The organism is Acidiphilium sp. C61, from assembly GCF_905116885.1.
Classification (GTDB): domain Bacteria; phylum Pseudomonadota; class Alphaproteobacteria; order Acetobacterales; family Acetobacteraceae; genus Acidiphilium.
The window spans coordinates 3,183,841-3,201,989 of sequence record NZ_CAJHNI010000005.1; the positions used below are offsets into that span (position 1 = coordinate 3,183,841).

General features: G+C 69.9%; 14 protein-coding genes. 9 read left to right on the forward strand and 5 right to left on the reverse strand.

The genetic code is table 11. From position 1 onward, the window contains the following. Positions 1–204: 204 nt before the first annotated feature. The 7 genes from gnd (at position 205) to HUW10_RS17770 (ending at position 8,201) form a co-directional block, all read left to right on the forward strand. Positions 205–1,224, forward strand: a complete 1,020-nt coding sequence (gnd, locus tag HUW10_RS17740) for a phosphogluconate dehydrogenase (NAD(+)-dependent, decarboxylating) (protein WP_174504677.1) — start codon at positions 205–207, stop codon at positions 1,222–1,224. Beyond that, positions 1,221–2,816 carry a glucose-6-phosphate dehydrogenase gene (zwf, locus tag HUW10_RS17745; RefSeq protein WP_174504678.1) on the forward strand — a complete coding sequence of 532 codons (1,596 nt, stop codon included), beginning with the start codon at positions 1,221–1,223 and terminating at the stop codon, positions 2,814–2,816. The genes gnd and zwf overlap by 4 nt, the downstream gene beginning before the upstream one ends. Then, positions 2,813–3,634: a Cof-type HAD-IIB family hydrolase gene (locus tag HUW10_RS17750; protein WP_174504679.1), complete on the forward strand. Its 822-nt coding sequence runs from the start codon at positions 2,813–2,815 to the stop codon at positions 3,632–3,634. Before zwf ends, HUW10_RS17750 begins: the two co-directional genes overlap by 4 nt. Beyond that, complete coding sequence (gene pgl, locus HUW10_RS17755) at positions 3,631–4,371, forward strand: 6-phosphogluconolactonase (protein ID WP_174504680.1); 741 nt, start codon at positions 3,631–3,633, stop codon at positions 4,369–4,371. Before HUW10_RS17750 ends, pgl begins: the two co-directional genes overlap by 4 nt. Before the next feature lie 12 nt (positions 4,372–4,383). Further along, positions 4,384–5,652, forward strand: coding sequence for a ribose 5-phosphate isomerase A (rpiA, locus tag HUW10_RS17760; protein WP_174504681.1), 1,269 nt, complete (start codon positions 4,384–4,386; stop codon positions 5,650–5,652). Between the two features lie 67 nt (positions 5,653–5,719). After that, the gene (locus HUW10_RS17765) at positions 5,720–7,504 is read left to right on the forward strand and encodes a glycoside hydrolase family 15 protein (protein ID WP_174504682.1); all 1,785 of its coding nucleotides are present in this window, start codon (positions 5,720–5,722) and stop codon (positions 7,502–7,504) included. Positions 7,505–7,610: 106 nt separating this feature from the next. Next, positions 7,611–8,201: a YceI family protein gene (locus tag HUW10_RS17770; protein WP_236656493.1), complete on the forward strand. Its 591-nt coding sequence runs from the start codon at positions 7,611–7,613 to the stop codon at positions 8,199–8,201. A gap of 62 nt (positions 8,202–8,263) precedes the next feature. Here the strand turns inward: HUW10_RS17770 and HUW10_RS17775 are convergent, their stop codons facing one another. The 3 genes from HUW10_RS17775 to HUW10_RS17785 form a co-directional block, all read right to left on the reverse strand. Then, positions 8,264–9,982 carry an AMP-binding protein gene (locus HUW10_RS17775; protein ID WP_174504683.1) on the reverse strand — a complete coding sequence of 573 codons (1,719 nt, stop codon included), beginning with the start codon at positions 9,980–9,982 and terminating at the stop codon, positions 8,264–8,266. Positions 9,983–10,267: 285 nt separating this feature from the next. Further along, complete coding sequence (locus tag HUW10_RS17780) at positions 10,268–12,742, reverse strand: putative inorganic carbon transporter subunit DabA (RefSeq protein ID WP_174504684.1); 2,475 nt, start codon at positions 12,740–12,742, stop codon at positions 10,268–10,270. A 13-nt stretch (positions 12,743–12,755) separates the two neighbouring features. Next, positions 12,756–14,126 (reverse strand): proton-conducting transporter membrane subunit, encoded by a 1,371-nt coding sequence (locus HUW10_RS17785; protein ID WP_174504685.1) that lies wholly within the window; start codon positions 14,124–14,126, stop codon positions 12,756–12,758. A 99-nt stretch (positions 14,127–14,225) separates the two neighbouring features. Here HUW10_RS17785 and HUW10_RS17790 point away from each other — a divergent pair, with 99 nt between their 5' ends. Beyond that, positions 14,226–15,089, forward strand: coding sequence for a LysR substrate-binding domain-containing protein (locus HUW10_RS17790; RefSeq protein WP_174504686.1), 864 nt, complete (start codon positions 14,226–14,228; stop codon positions 15,087–15,089). A 34-nt stretch (positions 15,090–15,123) separates the two neighbouring features. On the opposite strand, the gene HUW10_RS17795 is transcribed toward HUW10_RS17790, so the two are convergent. Continuing rightward, the gene (locus HUW10_RS17795; protein WP_174504687.1) at positions 15,124–15,321 is read right to left on the reverse strand and encodes a hypothetical protein; all 198 of its coding nucleotides are present in this window, start codon (positions 15,319–15,321) and stop codon (positions 15,124–15,126) included. Between the two features lie 221 nt (positions 15,322–15,542). Here HUW10_RS17795 and HUW10_RS17800 point away from each other — a divergent pair, with 221 nt between their 5' ends. Next, complete coding sequence (locus HUW10_RS17800; RefSeq protein ID WP_174504688.1) at positions 15,543–15,746, forward strand: DUF6726 family protein; 204 nt, start codon at positions 15,543–15,545, stop codon at positions 15,744–15,746. 93 nt (positions 15,747–15,839) lie between these two features. Here HUW10_RS17800 and HUW10_RS17805 read toward each other — a convergent pair whose 3' ends face one another. Further along, positions 15,840–18,008, reverse strand: a complete 2,169-nt coding sequence (locus tag HUW10_RS17805) for a malate synthase G (RefSeq protein WP_174504689.1) — start codon at positions 18,006–18,008, stop codon at positions 15,840–15,842. Between the last annotated feature and the right edge of the window lie 141 nt (positions 18,009–18,149).

The following is an 18,149-nucleotide window of genomic DNA, read 5'->3' on the forward strand; positions in this document are numbered from 1 at the left end:
TCAGATGAAACCATCTGACCGGACAAGGATGCTCAGGCTAACAGACTACAGAGCACGACATCCGATCCGGATGGATCGGAACATGCTCTAGCGGGCGCGCAGCTCCGCGCCCGACCGGAGACCATTGACGAGCGCCTGGCACGGCGGCCCCGCATCGCGGGACCGTCAGCGGCCCGGCGCGGCAACAGGAACGGAGACAGAGCCATGAAGATCGGTGTGATCGGCCTTGGCCGGATGGGCGCCAACATTGCCCGCCGCCTGATGCACGGCGGCCATGACTGCGTGGTGTTCGACACATCCGCGAAGGCCGTCGAGACGCTTGCGGCGGAAGGTGCGACGGGGGCGCGCGACCTCGCCGGCCTCGTGCGGGCGCTGGACCCGCCGCGCGTCCTCTGGGTGATGCTGCCGGCCGGGCGGATCACCAGCGAGACGATCGACGCGCTAGGCGAGATGCTCGGGCGGGACGATGTCGTCATCGACGGAGGCAACAGCTTCTATCGCGACGATATCGCTCATGCCACGCGGCTGAACCGCAAGGGAATCCATTTCGTCGATGTCGGCACCTCGGGCGGCGTGTGGGGGCTGGAGCGCGGCTATTGCATGATGATCGGCGGCGAGGACGAGGTCGTCCGCCGGCTCGATCAGGTGTTCCGCACGCTGGCGCCGGGGCTTGGCGGGATCGAGCGCACGCCCGGCCGCGCCGCGCGCGATCCGCGGGCCGAGCTGGGCTACATCCATGCCGGGCCGAACGGCGCCGGGCATTTCGTCAAGATGGTGCATAACGGCATCGAATACGGGTTGATGCAGGCCTATGCCGAAGGGTTCGCGATCCTGCGCAACCGCGACGCCGAAGCGCTGCCCGAAGCGGAGCGATATGATCTCGATGTCGCCGACATCGCCGAGGTGTGGCGGCGCGGCAGCGTGATCTCCTCCTGGCTGCTCGACCTCACCGCCGCGGCGCTGGCGCGCGACGGGGCGCTGTCCGACTATAGCGGCTATGTCGAGGATTCCGGCGAGGGGCGCTGGACGATCAACGCCGCGATCGAGGAGGCGGTGCCGGCGGATGTGCTGACCGCCGCCCTCTTCGCCCGCTTCCGCTCCCGCCTCGATCATACCTTCGGCGAGAAGATCCTCTCGGCCATGCGCCAGGGGTTCGGCGGCCATCTGGAGCAGGGGCAGGGCGCGCAAGGGCAGGGCGGCACGACGCCGGGAGGTGCGGCATGACCGCGCCGGCGCAACCCTCCCGCCAGCCGGATGCGGCACCCGCCGGGCCGTGCAGCGTGGTGATCTTCGGCGCCGCCGGCGACCTGACCCGCCGGCTGCTGGTGCCGGCCCTGTTCAACCTTGCCAATACCGGGCTGGTGAACGAGCATTTCGGCCTGCTGGGCGCCGATATCGCCGATCTCGATGCCGCCGGCTGGACCGGCTCGCTGCGCGCGATGCTGGAGAGCTTCGTCGGCGATCCCGAGGCCGAGGACCAGATCGGCCAGGTCGACGATGCGGCGTGGAATCGCCTGACCGCGCATGCCGACTATGTGAAGGGCGATTTCACCGAGGATGCGTTCTACGAAGCCCTGAAATCCCGGCTGGAGGCGATCGAAGCCGCGCAAGGCACCGGCGGCAACCGGCTGTTCTACCTCGCCGTGGCCGACCGGTTCTTCGCGCCGATCGTCGAGCATCTCGGCCGCGCCGGCCTGCTGGCCGAGCACGCGGCGGGTGAGGGGGCGGCGAGCGAGAGGGCGTGGCGGCGGATCGTCGTCGAGAAACCGTTCGGCCATGACCTCGCCTCGGCCAGGGCGCTGAACCGGCGGTTGCTCGACGTGGTCGCGGAGCGGCAGATCTACCGGATCGATCATTTCCTCGGCAAGGAAACGGTGCAGAACATCATGGCGCTGCGGTTCGGCAACGGACTCTTCGATCCGCTCTGGAACCGCGACCGCATCGATCACGTGCAGATCACCGTGGCCGAGACGGTCGGCGTCGAAGGGCGGGCGAAATTCTACGAGCAGGCCGGCGCGCTGCGCGACATGGTGCCCAATCATGTGTTCCAGCTCGTCGCGATGGTCGCGATGGAGCCGCCGGTGGGCGTGCGGGCCGAGGCGATCCGCGACAAGAAACTCGAACTCTTCTCCGCCATCCGCACGATGCGGCCGGAGGATGCGGTGCGCGGGCAATATGGCGCGGGCGAGGCGTCCGGCCGCACGGCGCGCGCCTATCGCGAGGAACCGGGCGTTGCGGCGGCGTCGGACACCGAGACTTATGTCGCGCTGCGCCTTGCCATCGACAACTGGCGCTGGGCCGGCGTGCCCTTCTATCTGCGCACCGGCAAGCACCTCGCCGAACGCATGACGGAAATCGCCATCCGCTTCCGCAAGCAGCCGCTGGCGCCGTTCAAGGGCGCGTCGATCGGCGATCTGCCACCCAACTGGCTGGTGCTGCGCATCCAGCCCGATGAGGGCATCGCCATCGAGTTCGAGGTGAAGCAGCCCGGCCAGACCATGCGGCTTGCCCCGGCGCGGATGCAGTTCCGCTATCGCGACCGCTTCCGGCCGGAGCCGAATGTCGGCTACGAAACCCTGCTCTATGATTGCATGATCGGCGACCAGACGCTGTTCCAGCGGGCCGACATGGTCGAGGAAACCTGGCGCGTGGTCGGCGATGTGCTCGCTGACTGGGCCAGCCGGAAGGCGGAGGGATTTCCGAACTACCGCAGCTTCAGTGAAGGCCCGGAGGCGGCGGACCGGCTGCTGTCCGAGGATGACCCGACGCGGCGGTGGCGGCCGGTCGCGCTCGATCCCGCGGAGCACGGGGCGTGAGACGTGCGATCGATCTCGTGATCGCCGATGTCGACGGCACGCTGGTGACTGACGACAAGCGGCTGACGATGGCGACGCGGCAGGCCGTTGCCGCCTTGCGCGAGGCGGGCATCCGTTTCGCGATCACCAGCGGGCGGCCGCCGCGCGGCATGCGGATGCTGAGCGCGCCGCTCGGTATCGACACGCCCCTCGCCGGCTTCAACGGCGGCGTGATGATGGCGCCGGATTTCAGCCATGTCGTCGCCGCGCACGATCTCGATGACGGGGTGATCGGCCGGGCGGTCGGGTTGCTCGACGATCACGGGCTCGATGCCTGGCTCTATACGCATGACCGCTGGCTGGTGCGCGACGGCGCCGCGCCGCATGTCGCGCGCGAGCGGCGGACGGTGGCGTTCGACCCCGAGATCGTCGGGCGGTTCGACCTTGCCGGCCTGCATGGCGTGGTCAAGATCGTCGGCGTGACCGACGATGCGGTGCGGATGCAGGCCTGCCGCGAGGCCGCGCGCGAGGTGCTCGGCGAGGGTGTGACGGCGAATTGCTCGCAGCCCTATTATCTCGACATCACCAGCACGCAGGCGAACAAGGGCGCGGTGGTCGACGCGCTGGCCGAGCGTCTGGGCATTCCGCACGCGCGGATCGCGACCATCGGCGACATGCCCAACGATGTCGCCATGTTCGCCCGCAGCGGTTGCGCGATCGCAATGGGCAACGCGGATGATGATGTGAGGCGCAAGGCCCATTACACGACATCGACGAATGACGAGGACGGCTTTGCCGAAGCGATGCGGCGCTTCGTGCTGGAGGGGAGAACCGGATGAAACCCGTGCGTGGTGAACTTGTCGTGGTGCCGGATGCAGAAGCCTTCGCGGACCAGGGGGCGCGGCTCTTCGCGGCGGCGGCGGCGGCGGCGGCGGGCGAGCGCTTCGTCGCCTGCATTGCCGGCGGATCGACCCCGCGGGCGCTGTATGAGCGGCTCGCCGAGGCGCCGTGGCGCGAGACGATCGACTGGGCGCGCATCGATCTCGTGCTCGGCGACGAGCGCTTCGTCGCGCCGGAGGACGCGAAGAGCAATGTCCGGATGATCCGCGAGGCGCTGGTCGACCGGCTGCCGGTGCCGCCCCGCCTGCATCCGGTGCCCTTCGCCGGCATGACCGTCGATCAGGCCGCCGCCGCCTATCAGCTTGACCTCGCCGCGATCCATGGCGGGGAACTGCTCGATCCGGCGCGTCCGGTCTTCGATCTGTGCCTGCTCGGCATGGGCGATGACGGGCACACCGCCTCGCTGCTGCCCGGGCAGGAGGATCTGCTCGGCGAGCGGCAGCGCTGGGTGATGCCGGTGACCAAGGGGCGGCCGGAGCCGCGCGTCACCCTGACCTACCCGATCCTGGAGAGCGCGCGGCTGGTGGTGTTTCTCGTCTCCGGTGCCGGCAAGCGCGAGATGCTCGACCGCGTTCTCGGCGGCGCCGATCGCGATGCTCCGGCAGCCCGCCTCGCGCCGGCGGGGCGGCTGGTCTGGCTCGCCGATCGGGCCGCCGCCGGGCGCTGGGCAGGCTGAGGGGCGCGGCGCATGGGCATTGATCCTGAAATTGGCAAGCGTGCCGTGGCGCGCGAAGCCGCCGGTCTCGTCGCCGCCGGCATGCGGGTGGGGCTCGGCACCGGGACGACGGCGGCGCACTTCATCGACGCGCTGGCCGCGCGCGTCCGCGCCGAGGCGCTCGACATCGCATGCGTCGCGACGTCGGAGCAGACGGCGGCACAGGCGGAGGCGCTCGGCCTGCGCCTCGCCCCGTTCGATGCGGCGCTCGATCTCGCGGTCGATGGCGCCGACGAGATCGAGTTCGGCACGCTGCGGCTGATCAAGGGCGCCGGCGGCGCGCTGCTGCGCGAGAAACTGGTGGCGCAATCGGCGCGGCGCTTCATCGTCATCGCCGATCGGCGCAAGCTGGTCTCACGGCTCGGCACGCGGGCGCGTCTGCCGGTCGAGATCGTCCAGCACGGGGCGGAGCGGACCTGCGCGCGTCTCGCCGAGCTGGGGCTTGCCCCGGCGCTACGCATTGCGGCGGGGACGCGGTTCATCACCGATGGCGGCCATCACATCGCCGATTGCACCCTGCCGGCGGATATCGCGCCGGAGGCGCTCGACTCTGGCTTGCGCACGATCGCCGGCGTTGTCGAGACCGGGTTTTTCCTCTCGGGCTGTGCTGCGGCGATCATCGGCGATGAGCATGGCGCGATCCGCAACTTCGACGGCGATCCGGTTTCGTCCGCCGGGCTGGCGCCGGTTGCCGCCATGCTGCGCCGCCTCGACCTGCCGAAGCCGGTCGCACCGCCGCGCCTCGCGGTCATGGGGGTGTCGGCATCCGGCAAATCCACCATCGGCCTGTTGCTGGCCGATGCGCTCGGCGTGCCGTTCTGCGACGGCGATGATCTGCACCCGCAGGCGAACCGGGCGAAGATGCACGCGGGCAAGCAGCTCGACGACGAGGACCGGATGCCCTGGCTGCACCGCATCGCCATGCGCCTTGCGGAATGGCGGAGGACGGGCACGGGCGGCGTGATCGTCAGCTCGCTGCTGACGCGCCGTTATCGCGACCTGGTGCGCGGCGGTGCGGGTCCATTCACGCTCGTTCATCTCGACGGGTCGCGAGAGCTGCTCGCCGCGCGGATCGCGGCGCGGCGCGGCCATTTCATGCCGGCCTCGCTGCTCGACAGCCAGCTCGCAACGCTGGAGCCGCCGGCGGCGGACGAGGATCCGATCGTCATGAACATCGATGCGCCGCCCTTTTCCATCGTGCGGCGGATCGTCGCCGAACTCGCGCGGCGACAGGGAGGCTGACAAGCAGTTTTGCAATGTCTGCCGCGGCCGCGGCGCGGCGGCGGACCCATGGCAGCGGGAGACAATCATGAGCCAGAGAATTGAGGATTACGCGATCATCGGCGACCGGCAGACGGCGGCGCTGGTGGGCAAGGACGGATCGATCGATTTCCTGTGCCTGCCGCGCTTCGATTCCGATCCGTGTTTCGCGGCACTGCTCGGCACGCGCGAGAACGGCCGTTGGCGGATCGCCCCGGATTTGCCGGTGCGCCGGGTGGAGCGGCGCTACCGGCCGGAGACGCTGGTGCTGGAAACCGATCTTCACACCGATGACGGCGCCGTCAGGATCACCGACTGCATGGTGCCGCATCCGCATGACACGACGCGGCTGGCCCGCATCGTCACCGGCCTGTCCGGGCGGGTCGCGATGCGGCTCGATCTCGTCTTCCGCTTCGGCTTCGGCGGGGTCGTGCCCTGGGTGCAGCGGCTGCCGGGCCATGAGGGGCTGGTCGCCATCGCCGGGCCGGACATGGTGGTGGTGTGGGGCGATGTGCCGATGACCGGGCGTAACCAGCACACCGAGGCGGCGTTCAGCGTCGCCGCCGGCGAGACGGTGGAATTCGGCCTCGAATGGCTGCCCTCGCACCGGCGGGTGCCGCGGCGGTTCAACGTCGCGGCGGGGGTGGAACAGGCGGCGGAGAGCTGGCGCGGCTGGGCGCGGCGTGTGCCGGTGGCCGGGCAGTGGGCGGAGATCGTCCGCCGGTCGCTGATCACGCTGCGGGCGCTGACCCATTGGGAGACCGGCGGGATCGTCGCCGCGGCGACGACCTCGCTGCCCGAGCAGCTCGGCGGCGGGCGCAACTGGGATTACCGGTTCTGCTGGCTGCGTGATGCGAGTTTCACACTGCAGGCGCTGATGAATGCGGGCTATCGCGAGGAGGCGCATGCCTGGTCGCGCTGGCTCGACCGCGCGATCGCCGGCGGCGCGGATGATATCCAGATCATGTATGGCATCGCCGGCGAGCGGCGGCTGGAGGAGCGGACGATCGACTGGCTCGACGGCTATGAGGGCTCGCGCCCGGTGCGCGCCGGCAATGCCGCGGCCGGGCAGCGCCAGCTCGATGTGTTCGGCGAGGTGATGAACGCGCTCTACCAGGCGCATGTCGGCGGCGCGCAGCGGGACGAGAACAGCTGGAGCATCCGCCGCGTGCTGCTCGAAACCCTTGAGCGGATCTGGGCCGAGCCGGATGAGGGGATCTGGGAGGTGCGCGGCGGGCGGCAGCAATTCGTCCATTCCAAGGTGATGGCCTGGGTCGCCTTCGACCGGGCGATCCGCTCGGTCGAGGATTATGGCTATGACGGGCCGGTGGAGCGCTGGCGCGAGATCCGCCGGCAGATCCACGACGAGGTCTGCGCGAAGGGGTTCGACAGCGGGATGAACAGCTTCGTGCAGGCCTATGGCTCGAAGACGCTCGATGCCAGCCTGCTGCTGATGACGATCGTCGGCTTCCTGCCGCCGGAGGATCCGCGCATGCGCGGCACCATCGCCGCGATCGAGCGGACCCTGTTGCAGGACGGGTTCGTCCGCCGCTACGACACGCAGTCCGGCAAGGACGGTCTGGAGGGCAACGAGGGCGTGTTCCTCGCGTGCAGCTTCTGGCTGGTGGACAATTACGCGATGATGGGCCGGCAGGAAGAGGCCGAGGCCCTGTTCGAGAAACTCGTTGCCCTGCGCAACGATGTCGGGCTGTTCGCCGAGGAATACGACACGGTCAACCGCCGGCAGATCGGCAATTTCCCGCAGGCCTTCACCCATGTCGCGCTGGTCAACGCGGCGCTGCGGCTCAGCGGCGCGGCACAGGTGGCGGGATAGGGGCCGGGCGGCGCATCGTCATTGACCGCTGCCGATCGCCGGGGACAGGATTACCAAATCTTCATCCAAGCGTGCGACGATCCGCCACCGGGTCCGGGAGACTGCCATGCCACGCCTTGCCAATCGCCTTGTCATTCGCCTCGCCGTGACGGTTGCCCTGGCGCTCGCCATGGTGCCGATCCTCGGCGGTAGGGCGCGCGCGGGTGAGGAGCAGCTGATTCTGACGCCGGGCAACATGCTGGCGCGAACCCATTCGACCGCGCTGCTCTTCACCATCACCGGCACCTATCGGCAGCTCTCCGGGACGCTCGTGTTCGACCCCGCGGCGAATACCTGCCGGATCGACGTGACATTCGTCACCGCCAGCCTCGCCTTGCCGAACGCGCTGGTGCGCGCGCAGGTGTTGTCGCGCGGGTTTCTCGATCCCGAGCAGTATCCGCAGACAAGCTTCACCGGGCATTGTGCCGCGGGCGGCACAAGGATCGACGGCAAGCTCACGATGCACGGGCAGACCCATCCGTTCAGCATGGTCCTGACAAAGCGGATGGCCGGCGGCAGGCTGGTCGGGTTTCACACGGTCGGCCGGCTGGACCGGCAGCGCTGGGGGATCGATGGGCTGAACATGCTGGTCGGCCGCACCATCACCGTGATCGACGACATCTCGCTTGACGGTCGGCGGCCGAACCCGGCCGGCTGACGCCATTCAGGCCTGCGCGCGGGTGGCAGGCGCGTGTGTGGCAGGCGGGCGGGCGTTGCGTGTCAGTGCGCGGCCGGCGGGCGCAACTCGCGCCGGAGGATCTTGCCGACCGGGGATTTCGGCAATTCCTCGTGGCGGAACTCGACGATCTTGGGCATCTTGTAGGAGGTGAGGTTGCGCCGGCAGTGTTCGAGCAGTGCCGCCTCGGTCAGCCGGTCCGATTTCGGCACGACCACGATCTTCACCCGCTCGCCGGAGACAGCGTCGGGAACGCCGATGGCAGCGGCCTCCCGCACGTCCGGGTGCATCATCACCACCTCCTCGATCTCGGAGGGATAGACGTTGAAGCCCGAGACCAGGATCATTTCCTTCAGCCGGTCGACGAGGCGGATGAAGCCCCGCTCGTCCATCACCCCGATATCTCCGGTTGCCAGCCAGCCCGCCGCATCGATCACCAGCGCGGTCTCCGCCGGGCGCTGCCAGTAGCCGCGCATCACCTGCGGGCCGCGCACGCAGATCTCGCCTTCCTCGCCGATGCCGGCCCAGCTGCCATCGGCACGGCGCAGCCGCACCATGGTCGAGGGCAGCGGCAGGCCGACCGTGCCGTTGAAGCCCATCCGGTCGGGATGGTTCATGTCGATCGGGTTCATGCAGACCACGGGCGAGCATTCGGTCAGGCCATACCCCTCGCTCACCGGCAGGCCGGTGGTGGCCTGCCAGCGCGCCGCGACGTCGGCCCGGGTCGCGGCGCCGCCGGCGATGACGAGGCGCAGGCGCGAGACGTCGAGGCGGCGAAACCCCTCATGGTCCAGCAGGTTGCTGAACAGGGTGTTGATCCCGACCATCACCTCGAATTTTTCGTGGCGGATGCTGCGCAGCACGTGGCCGGTATCGCGGGGGTTGGCGATCAGCACGTTGCGGCCGCCGAGCGCCATGAACATGAACAGGTTCACCGTCAGCGAAAACACGTGATAGAGCGGCAACAGGGTGAGGATGTTCAGCCGTGCGCCGGCGGCTTCACCGCCGCTCCAGGCCGAGGTCTGCAGGATGTTGGCGATGATGTTGCGGTGGGTGAGCATCGCGCCCTTGGCAACGCCGGTCGTCCCGCCGGTATATTGCAGGAAGGCGATATCGTCCTGGCCGGTCGGGACCGCGCGCAGGCCGGCTCTGCGTCCCTCCGCCAGCGCGGCGTTGAACCGCACCCCGCGCAGCCGGTGCGGCGGCACCGCCCTTGCGACGTGGCGGACCGAAAAATCGAGCACGAGGCCGCGCAGCCCGCCGATCAGATCGCCGATCGCGGCGATGACGACGGTTTCGACCCCGGTGCCCTCGATCCCGCGTTCGGCGGTGGCGGCGAAGGTCTCGAACACCACGAGCAGGCGCGCGCCGCTGTCGCGCAACTGGTGGTGCAACTCACGAGGGGTGTAGAGCGGATTGACGTTGACGACGGTGGCGCCGGCCAGCAGCGTGCCGAAGACCGCGACCGGGTATTGCAGCGAATTCGGCATCATCAGCGCAACGCGGTCGCCTTTGCCGAGCCCGCGCGATTGCAGGAACCCGGCGAAGGCCCGCGCCCGCTCAAGTGTTTGCGCATAGGTCATCGGCGCGCCGGCGCTGACGAAGGCCGGGTGCGGACCATGCTCCCGCACCCAGGCTTCCAGCATGTGGTTGAGCGAGGGAATGGCATCGAGCTGTTCTTCGATGTCGTGCGGAACGCCGTCGCGATAGGCGCCGAACCAGATGCCGTCCGTCGTGGCGTGGTCCTCGTATGTCACGGTCATCCGGTTGTCCTCCGTGAAATGCGGCAGGCGAAGATCCACCCTCGCCTGGCAATGATCCGTGATGGATGTTGTCTTTTGGTTAACGAGGTTACGTATACGACAATCAGTTCGGCTGACAAGGGGTCACGCGGAGATGTGAAGCGCCACGCCAGGCGCCGCGCGCAGACGCAAAGACTCGACACCATGGGTCGCGATCAGCGAGACATGGTATGAGTGGCCAAAAGCAGCGCCCGCGATCATCCGGTCAGGGCGAGCGATCCTGCCGGATGATGCGGGCGGCGGCGGTCAGGAAGCGGGGCGGAGTGCGGCGATCTCGCGCCAGGCGTGGCATGCGCCGGTATGCGGATCGATGACGACCGGCAGAACCCAGCGATGGGCGAACAGGCGCCGGATTGTGGCATTGCCGGCGACGGCGGCCTCGACGCGGGCGGCCGGCGCATGGATGACGACGAGCAGCCGCTGCGGCACATGCGCCGGGGTGCCGTCGTCATGGAACAGCGACTGGCGGGGCAGGCCGGTCCGCAGGTCGCCGCCATTGCCGAGCACCACGCCGATCCGGCCGACCGGGTTGTGCAGCGTCTTGTCGCCGGCGCCGAGGCGGTCGTTGTCGATCGTCGAGAACAGGTACTGGCAGTTGATCCATTGTGCGACGACCATCGGTGCCGCGAGGATGGCCGCCAGCGCCGCGCCGCTGTTGTCGTTTTCCCAGTCATAGCTGTGCAGGAAGGCGCGGCCGCCGAGATCGGCATCGCGGGTCATGGCGCGCGGGCCGATAATGAAGGCGGCGTTGCCGGTGAGGCCCCATTCGGGCCGGACATCCGCCCAGTGCGCGGCGGCCGTGTCGGGATCGTCGGTGGCGCGGCCCGGTGAAGCCGCGCGCGCGGCCCGGCTCGCGGCGGCGGCGCGGGCGAGATCGCGCGCGAGGGCGTCGATCGCCGCGGCGTGGCTGGCGGGGGCGGAAGCGGTGTCGAACAGGGTCACGGTTTCGGCCGTGGTGTTGTGTTCGGCGGCGAGGAACCAGGTACCCTCGGGGATCGGCTTGCCCTCCGCCGCGAGGGAGGTGCGAACCGCCTCGTCATTGAGGATGGCCGCCAGCGTGCGCGCATTGGCGCCGCCGCCATGGCCGCCGCAGGCGCCGCAATCCAGCGTCGAGCGATAGGGGTTGTTGCTGGCCTCGGCAGCATGGCCGACCAGCACGACGAGCGGCGCGGTGCCGGCCGTCGGCAGGCCGGTGAGGTCGAACAGCGCGCGGGCGCTGGCAAGCCGGGTCTCGAAGGGCAGGCCGGTGCATGTGCCATGCGGCGCGATTGCCGGCGCGAGGTGGGTCGGGTCGCCGTGCCACAGCCGCCGCAGCCGCCGCATCGCGCGCGGCGCCAGCGTGTTGGCGATCATCATCGCGGCCCCCAGCGGGCCCGCGGCCTCGGCGGTGGCGAAGCTGGTGCCGAGACCCGTCTTCAGCTCGCCAAAGCTCGCATTGGCCCGCGCCCCGGCGCGCCCGGCGGCAAGGCTGCGGCGGGCCGCCGCATCCGCTCCTGGCGCTGCGGCGAGTTCGAGATCGTGCAGCGGCGTGGCGAGTGCGGGAAGCTGCGGCCGGCGCTCGCCATCCGGCAGGCGCAGCGCGATGGGCAGGCCGAAAAATCCGGCATAGCCGAAGGTTTCGTAGGCGCCGGCCGCTTCGACCGCGCGGCGCAGCGGCTCCGACCGCACATCGATGCAGAAGACGAGTTGCGCTGCCGCGGGCGCGGCATCGGCGGTATGGTGCGGCTGGCGGGCGATGCGGGCGATCAGGTCGTCGCGATAGGCGCGCTCGGCGGCGTGCTGGAAGATCAGGCCGAGATCGGTGTCGTCCATCGCCGCGATATCGTCGAGCGCGGGGGCGGCGAGCACCGGCGAGAACCCGAAATGCCGGGCGATGCTGGCCCGGGTGGCGGCGGCCGCGTCACGCGGTGCGGGGAAGGCGGCGGCCGGCGCGCCGAGGGCGAGATCGCCGAGCAGCAGGAGCGCGATCAGGTCGGCCATGCTGGCCGGCGCGGCTTCGGTCTGCTCCCGTCCGGCATGCGCCTCGCGCCAGTTGATATGGCCGGCCCAGCCCGGCAGCCGTGCGACGCGCGCCGTCAGTGCTGCCATGCGGCCGGCATCCGGCACGCCCAGCCGGTCGAGCGCCCAGGCGATGGCGGGCAGGGCGGCACGCGGCGCCTGGCCCAGAAGGTCGGGGCGCGCCGCGAAGGCCGGCTCGTGCGGCAGCATGCCGAGCACGGCGGCGTAGAGTCCGAGGCTGCTGCCGGGCAGTTTCAGCGCGGCGGTGCCACGGTCGAAGAAGGTGGCGCACCAGCGGGCGACGAGCATCGCGGCAGGATCGGCGGGCGCGGGCATCGGCGGTGATGGCGGCAGGTCGAACAGTCGTGCCATCAGGCAGTCGAACGGGGTGACGTCCGGGCCAAGGCTGTGGAAGGCTGCATCCAGCCCGCCGAGCCGCTCGATCGCGATATCGCGCACGGCATCGCGCGGCGGCTGGCCCCGTTGCGCGAGGCTGCGCCAGAGATCGAGCTGCAGTGCCGCGCGGGCGCCATACTGCCGCGCCCCGGCGCGGATCGCGGTTTCGAACGGATGGTCCTCGAAGGCGGCGAGCGGGTTGACCGCGATAGCGCCATCCAGCGGCCAGAGCGCGGGGACGGCGCGCGCCGCGGCGGCGATCTGGGCGTCCAGCGTTTCGGTGGCCTCGGGAGCGGCGAAAGTGGGTCTGGCGAGATCGACATTCATGGGTCGGGTCCTTTCAGGCGTTCAGCAGCCGGACATGCAGCGGGCGGGGCAGGCCGGTTCCGCCCTGGCGCAGCAGCGCCTGCGCGACGCCGCCGGCGAGGAAGAGGGCCGCGAGCGCGAACACGAGGCCATCGCCGCCGGGGGACGCGGTGGGTGGGGCGGCGAGCAGCGCCTCGGTCGCGCCGAGCCCGGCGAGGTACAAGCCCGACAGGACGGGCAGCAGCAGGAACATCCGCTTCGTGCCGGCCGAGAGGGTGGCGCCAACCCCGGTGGCGATTGCCAGGGCGGTGGGCAGCAGCGCCGCGCCGGTGACCAGGCCATGAGCATCGAGCCAGGCGATGGCAGCGAGGGCGAGCAGTGCCGCGATCGCGGTGATGGCTGCGCCCTGCGGCCGCGCTGGCCGCAGCACCGGGCCGATGGCGGCGCCGGAACCGAGGAACAGCCAGGCCTTGAACAGCCCGTGCGCGAAGAGGTGCCAGAGCGCCGCGGCATCGCCGCCGAGGCCGCAGGTGAGGATCATGAAGCCCATCTGCGCGATGGTCGATCCGGCGAGGGATTGCTTGATCTCCGGCCGGACGAGCTGGAGGAAGCCGCCCCAGAATGCCGCGAACAGGCCGGCGCCGATGGCGAGCGCCTGCACCGCCGGTGCGGCGGCGAGCACGGCGGCGAAGCGGATCAGCAGGAAGCCCCCGGCATTGACGAGACCGGCATGCATCAGGGCGGAGACCGGGGTGGGCGCCGTCATCGAGCGCATCAGCCAGGCGGAGAACGGCGGCAGGGCCGAGCGGGCCATCGCGGCGAGGAGGAGCAGGCCGGCGGCAAGGCCCTGGAGCGCGGCCGGCAGCGATGCGGCGCCGTTGATCATCGCCGCAATGTCCGGCGAGCCCGTATGGGCGCCGAGCAGGGCGAGGGCGGCAAGGAGTGCCGCATCGCCGATCACGAAGGCGCGCCGTGCCTGCTGCGCGGCAGCCGCGGCGGCGGGCGTCCCGGCATGGCCGATCAGCCCGGCAAGCAACTGGCCGCTGGCGACCCAGACCGGCAGGAACACCAGCGCATTGCCGGCATGGACGAGCACAAGAACCGAGGCCAGCAGCAGCGAAACCCGCGTTGCATAGGCACGGCGGCGCGGATCGGCGCGCATGTAACGGGTGGAGAAGGACAGCACCACGGCGCCCACGAAGCTGGTGAGCAGGGTGAGGCTCGCGGCGAGTCCGTCGGCCGGGCCGGGTGCGGCCCAAAGCTGCGCGATCAGCCCGGCCGCGGCGGCGAGGCTTGCCCAGCCGGCGCGTTCCGCGCGCCGCAGGCTGCGCTCGCCGCTGCGATCCGCCGCGGCGAAGGCGGCGCCACCAAGGGCGAAGCAGGCGGGAAGATAAGAAAAATCCATGTGCGGGCTCCTTCCCGCAATCCGGTATGACAAGGGCATTGATTTGTGAAACGAGTTATCGATATCTCAAGCATTGGAAAAATTAATGATGAGATGCCGATGCCCCTTCGCACCCTCGATCTCGACCTGCTGCGCAGTTTCGTGACCATCGCCGATGCGGGCGGCTTCACCCGCGCCGGGGAGATGCTGGGGCGCACGCAATCCGCCGTTAGCCTGCAGATGAAACGCCTTGAGGACATGCTCGGCCGGCCGGTCTTCGCGCGCGGGCCGCGCCATCTGCGCCTGACCGACGAAGGGGAACGCCTGCTCGGGCATGCGCGGCAGCTGCTGCGGCTGAACGATGCGGCGCTTGCCGATCTGCTGGAGCCGGAAGTCGCGGGGCTGGTGCGGCTCGGCGTGCCGGAGGATTTCGCCACGGTGCATCTGCCGAAGGTTTTGGCGGCCTTCGTGGATGCGCATCCGAGAGTCGAGCTGGAAGTGACCTGCGATCTGACGCTCAACCTGGAGGAGGGGTTCCGGGCCGGGCGATTCGATCTCGTGCTGGTCAAGCGGGAGCCGGATGTGGCGCTGGAGGGCACGCGGGTCTGGCGCGAGCCGCTGGTCTGGGTGGCGCGGGACCGGCTTTCGGTCCCCGGGCAGGGGCCGGTGCCGCTGATCGTCTCGCCGCAGCCCTGCGTATATCGGCGGCGGGCCGTCGCGGCGCTGGATGCGATCGGCTGCCCCTGGCGCTGCGCCTATACCTCGACCAGCCTTGCCGGAACCCAGGCAGCGGTGCGCGCCGGCCTCGGCGTCGCCGTGCTGCCGCGGGAGATGTGCCCGGATTTCCTGACGCCGTTGCCGCAGGGCGACCGGCTGCCGCCGCTCGCCGATACCGAGATCGCGCTGATCGAGTTGCCCGGCGCCTCGGCGACGGCGCACCGGTTTGCCCAGCACGTCGCCGCCGCACTCGAACGCGGGGCATAGAGCATCTTTATCCGATCAGATGCGGCGATCGGGATCAGTTGCGCGATTCGAGGCGCTGGATCGATTTCAGCTGATGGGTGAATGCCGTGCGTCCGCCGGTATGGGACAGGCTCTGGACCGTGGCGCCCTGCTGCTGTTGCGGCCCGCTTGCGGCCGGCATGGCCTGTGCCGCGACCGGGGCTATGCCGACCATGATGGCGAGGGCGGCGGTGATCATCGTTCTTGTGCGCATGGAAAAACTCCGTGTTGGTGATGCGGGACGCGCCCGCTTGCAACGGAGATGGGTCGCCGCGGGTGGCGCCGGAACATCCGGGTGGCGGCTAATACTCATGCCGTGCGCGTATGAGCGGGCGGGGCACCGCGAACGCTGCGGTGAACGGTGCGGCGCCGGCACGGCGATGGCGAGGCGCCAGGGCATTGACGCGGACCGCCCGGGTTTGGTTCGATGCGATCATGAAAACAGGAATTCTGCGTTGCGCCTCCCTGGTGGCGCTGTTCGCCGGCCTTGCCGGCGGTCTTTCGGGCTGCGGGCTGGCGGCGGCGCCGTGCCGGGTGACATCGGCGGGGCTGAAGATCATCCCGCTGGTGGGGCCGGTGGCGGCGGCGCCGAGCGATGCCTGCGCCAACGCGATCGACCCGACGCCCACGCGAAGCTGATCCTCTACTCCTCCTGACATCGCCCGCTGCCGCTGAGGGTGCGGAGAGCGTGCACCGCCGCGCCCGGTGCGGACGCGGCGGCGGAGCAAAAGATCAGGCGGAGGCTTTGGCCTCGCGCCGGCGGTCGTGCAGGATGAACTCGGTGTAGCCGTTCGGCTGGGTGCGACCCTTGAGAACGAGGTCGCACGCCGCCTGGAAGGCGATACCGTCGAAGCCCGGCGCAATGTTGCGATAGGCCGGGTCGCCCGCGTTCTGGCCATCGACCACCGCGGCCATGCGCTTCATCGTCTCCATCACCTGGGCCTCGGAGACGATGCCGTGATGCAGCCAGTTGGCGATGTGCTGGGCGGAGATGCGCAGGGTGGCGCGGTCTTCCATCAGCGCGACGTTGTGGATGTCCGGCACCTTGGAGCAGCCGATCCCCTGGTCGATCCAGCGGACGACGTAGCCGAGGATGCCCTGGGCGTTGTTGTCGAGCTCCTGCTGGATGTCGTCCGGCTGCCAGTTCGGGCGGTCGGCCAGCGGGATGGTCAGCAGGTCGGTGAGCGAGCCCATCGGGCGGGAGGCCAGTTCGGCCTGGCGGGCGGCGACATCGACCATGTGGTAGTGCAGGGCGTGCAGCGTGGCCGCGGTGGGCGAGGGCACCCAGGCGGTATTGGCGCCGGCGCGGGGGTGGCCGACCTTCTGGTCGAGCATGGCCGCCATCGCGTCGGGCGCGGCCCACATGCCCTTGCCGATCTGGGCGTGGCCGGGCAGGCCGCAGACGATGCCGATATCGACGTTGCGGTCCTCATACGCCTTGATCCAGGGCGTATTCCTGATCTCGTTCTTGCGGATCATCGGGCCGGCCTCGATCGAGGTGTGGATTTCGTCGCCGGTGCGGTCGAGGAAGCCGGTGTTGATGAAGAAGATGCGGCTGGCGGCGGCGGCGATGCAGGCCTTGAGATTGGCCGAGGTGCGGCGCTCCTCGTCCATGATCCCCATTTTCAGCGTGTCCGGCGCGAGGCCGAGCAGGGCTTCGGTCGCGGCGAAGAGGCTGTTGGCGTAGGCCACCTCGTCGGCGCCGTGCATCTTCGGCTTGACGATGTAGACCGAGCCGGCGCGGGAGTTGCGCAGCCCGCTGGTGCGGCGGATGTCATGCAGGCCGCAGAGGGAGGTCACCACGAGGTCGAGCATCGTCTCGGGGATCGGTTTGCCGGCGGCATCGAGGACGGTGTCGGTATAGATGTGGTGGCCGACATTGCGGACCAGCATCAGCACCCGGCCGGGAAGGGTGAGGGTCGAGCCGTCCGGCGCGGTGTAGGCGCGGTCGGGGTTGAGGGCGCGGGTAAAGGTCTTGCCGCCCTTCTCGACCTGTTCCTCCAGCGTGCCGGCCATCAGGCCGAGCCAGTTGCGGTAGACCAGCACCTTGTCCTCGGCATCGACGGCGGCGACGCTGTCCTCGGCGTCCATGATCGAGCTGATCGCGGATTCGACGATGAGGTCGGCGATGCCGGCCTTGTCCGTCCGGCCGATCGGGCTGGTCGGGTCGATCGCGATCTCGACATGCAGGTTGTGATGGCGGAGCAGGATGGCGGTGGGGGCGGCGGCGTCGCCGCGATAGCCGACGAACTGGTCGGCGTGTTTGAGGCCGGTCTCGCCGCTTTCGAGCACGGCGGCGAGATGGCCGTTGTGCACGCGCAAGGCGCGGATATCGGCGTGGCTGCCGGTCGCCAGCGGGAAATGATCGTCGAGGAAGGCGCGGCCGCGGGCGACGACGGCGGCGCCGCGCTGCGGGTTATAGGCCTTGCCGCGCTCGAGCCCGCCGGATTCGGAAATGGCGTCGGTGCCGTAGAGCGCGTCGTAGAGGCTGCCCCAGCGGGCATTGGCGGCGTTCAGCGCGTAGCGGGCGTTCATCACCGGCACGACGAGCTGCGGGCCGGCGATGGCGGCGATTTCGGGATCGACGCGCGCCGAGGTGACCTTCACCGCGCCGGGCTCGGGCTTGAGATAGCCGATCTCGCGCAGGAAGGCCTCGTAGGCGGCGGGGTCGATCGGCTGGCCACGGCGGGAGCGGTGCCAGTCATCGATCGCGGCCTGGAGACGGTCGCGCTCGGCGAGCAGCTCGGCGTTGCGGGGGGCGTGGCGGGCGACCAGATCGGCAAAACCCTGCCAGAAGGAAGCCGGCGCGAGTCCGGTGCCGGGCAGCGCCTCGGTCTCGATGAACTGGTGAAGCTCGGCGGCGACGCGCAGGCCCGCCGCGTCCACGTAGGTCTGAGTCATTGGTTCGTCTCCTTGATCTGCGCGGTTTTTGGCCAAACCGGCCGGTCTTGTCGAGGGGTGGGAGGCGCTTGCAGCGCTGCCATGGGCAGATCTGCCCCGCCCGGGCTTGATATCGCCGCCTCCCTCCGCAATTAACAGGGC